The organism is Hydrocoleum sp. CS-953, assembly GCF_002260545.1.
Taxonomy (GTDB): domain Bacteria; phylum Cyanobacteriota; class Cyanobacteriia; order Cyanobacteriales; family Microcoleaceae; genus Trichodesmium.
This window is the reverse complement of the sequence record NZ_LGSU01000249.1, coordinates 1-2,539: the sequence shown is the minus strand read 5'-3', so window position 1 is coordinate 2,539 and position 2,539 is coordinate 1. Positions and strand designations below refer to the sequence as shown.

Below are 2,539 nucleotides of genomic sequence, written 5' to 3'. Positions count from 1 at the left end.
GTCATTAACTGTATATTTTTACTATTTTTATCCCTACCTTGCTCCCCCGCTATTCTACCCAATCAAATGTAGGAAAATTTTTTATATTTGGTATAATATTCTATTACCAAACTAAATCTTGATAGTTAGTTTGACAACTTTTTAATATTCGGAAATCATTATCGCTAACTTGATCGATTCGGTGATATTTTGTCAAGTCTACTGTGTAGTCAGAAGCGCTATTATTATAACTATCTATAACCTTTACCTGTAAACTATCTTTTTGATGAATACCATAAAAGCAGTAAAAGGATGAATAGGGTAGATAAAAAGCACCTATTACCTTACCATTTTTTAACTTGAAACCTTGCTCCCCCGCTATTCTACCCAATCAAATGTAGGAAAATTTTTTATATTTGGTATAATATTCTATTACCAAACTAAATCTTGATAGTTAGTTTGACAACTTTTTAATATTCGGAAATCATTATCGCTAACTTGATCGATTCGGTGATATTTTGTCAAGTCTACTGTGTAGTCAGAAGCGCTATTATTATAACTATCTATAACCTTTACCTGTAAACTATCTTTTTGATGAATACCATAAAAGCAGTAAAAGGATGAATAGGGTAGATAAAAAGCACCTATTACCTTACCATTTTTTAACTTGAAGACAAAATACTCATTCTGAATTTGATCTGGCTGCCTAGACTGACCAAAAAGGTAAATTCCATCAGTCTGCAATATATTATCATTGTCTATTTCTGAAGAAAACTTTGGCCTTTCTTCCTTAAGCTTAACAGAAATAGATTTATACTGTATTATTGGTCTATTTACTACACCATAAGTAAATATAGAGTAGGTTGCGATCGCCACTAACCTAAAAATCACGAATATTGCTTAATTATTATCTACATTATTATCATACCCATATAAAAGCATAAAGGTCTATTTTTTCACAATTTTTGTTACTTTCTCAACCAAAACAAAAGTTATTTTTGTCAAATAAAATTCCTTATAGAGATAATCATTAAGGATAACTATCTCCACAAGGAATGGTGTCAATTTGAGATTAAAAATAGAGGGATCGATACTAGAAAGATATTAATACCTAGCTAGCTACATACTCTCGGACTTTTGCCTGACGACGGCGCAAATGGGCCAAAGCTTGATGCTCTAGTTGGCGAACTCGCTCACGACTGAGTTGGAGTCTTTCTCCCACTTTAGCCAACGACATCTCTTTACCATCTTCAAGACCAAAACGCAATATCAATACACGACGTTGTTGCTCGGTCAATTCCCCCAGTAGGGTATTTAAGTCTTGACGCAACAACTCACCAGTGATATAGTCATCTGGAGAAGACGTTTCATCCTCTAAAAGTTCCTGTAGTTCAGTATCCTGATTATCTCCAACCCGTAAATCTAAAGAAATAGGATGACGGGCCATTAAAAGATATTCTCTAATTTGAGAAGGCTCTAGCTGCAAAGCTTGGGCAATTTCAGAAGGGGTAGGACTACGACCCAAACTCTGAATTAGTTCTCTCTGAACTCTTTTGATTTTGTTGAGCTTTTCAGTAATGTGAATAGGTAAGCGAATGGTACGAGCTTGTTGTGCGATCGCTCTAGTAATTGCCTGGCGAATCCACCAGTAAGCATAAGTAGAAAATTTGTAGCCCCGTGTAGGGTCAAATTTTTCTACTCCTCGTTCTAAACCAAGAGTACCTTCTTGAATTAAATCCAAGAATTCCATATTTCGCTTTTGGTACTTTTTAGCGATCGCTACTACTAAGCGAAGATTAGCTTCAATCATTTTTTGCTTGGCACGTTGACCTTGCTTCATTGCTTTCTGAAGTGTTTCTACACTTAGCGTTACATATTCTGCCCATTCTGGCCCAGTTGCCGCTCTATTTAGTTTTTCCTCTAATTTTTCTTTTAACTCCAGCAGTTGCATCATTTGCTGTACCTGCTTACCATAAATAATCTCTTCTTCACGAGTTAGGAGCGGTACACGACCAATCTCATGTAAATAAGTACGAACTGTATCCATTGAGGAGTAAGGGCTACCGCNTTACATATTCTGCCCATTCTGGCCCAGTTGCCGCTCTATTTAGTTTTTCCTCTAATTTTTCTTTTAACTCCAGCAGTTGCATCATTTGCTGTACCTGCTTACCATAAATAATCTCTTCTTCACGAGTTAGGAGCGGTACACGACCAATCTCATGTAAATAAGTACGAACTGTATCCATTGAGGAGTAAGGGCTACCGCTAAATTTAGTTTGAGTTGTCTTTTGAGTTTTATTTTCTTGATTTAGTTTTGACATTTTTGTAATAAACTCCTTTAATAAATATTGCAGTAGTTATAATTTGCTCCTGATAGTGGGAGTCTACATATAGACAACTACATGAGGATAGGCTTGCCCATCCCCCAAAAATTCTATAAAGTGGGAAAAACTTTATAATTGAACTTTGTTATCTTGATTTTTGCATGGAACCATAAGACAAATTCAATTTTTACATGATTTTTATTAATAAAATTTATATTTTAGTTTCCATGTAAACT

General features: G+C 35.0%; 4 protein-coding genes. All 4 read right to left on the bottom strand.

Features of this window, described 5'->3' with window-relative positions; genetic code table 11:
- Window positions 1-103 precede the first annotated feature (103 nt).
- On the bottom strand, window positions 104-370 hold the full coding sequence (locus AFK68_RS02175; RefSeq protein WP_094671269.1) for a hypothetical protein: 267 nt from the start codon (window positions 368-370) through the stop codon (window positions 104-106).
- A 41-nt stretch (window positions 371-411) separates the two neighbouring features.
- The gene (locus AFK68_RS02170) at window positions 412-870 is read right to left on the bottom strand and encodes a hypothetical protein (protein ID WP_094671267.1); all 459 of its coding nucleotides are present in this window, start codon (window positions 868-870) and stop codon (window positions 412-414) included.
- Window positions 871-1,090: 220 nt separating this feature from the next.
- A complete protein-coding gene (locus AFK68_RS02165) occupies window positions 1,091-2,026 on the bottom strand; it encodes an RNA polymerase sigma factor, RpoD/SigA family (protein WP_094671265.1) in 936 nt (311 codons plus the stop codon).
- Window positions 2,027-2,047: 21 nt separating this feature from the next.
- The coding region (locus AFK68_RS02160; RefSeq protein ID WP_371357202.1) for a sigma-70 factor domain-containing protein at window positions 2,048-2,225 on the bottom strand (178 nt) is incomplete at its 3' end.
- Window positions 2,226-2,539: the final 314 nt, after the last annotated feature.

Excerpts from the sequence above, each read along its gene's own strand:
- AFK68_RS02165 (WP_094671265.1), bottom strand. The coding sequence starts at position 2,026 with ATGGATACAGTTCGTACTTATTTACATGAGATTGGTCGTGTACCGCTC.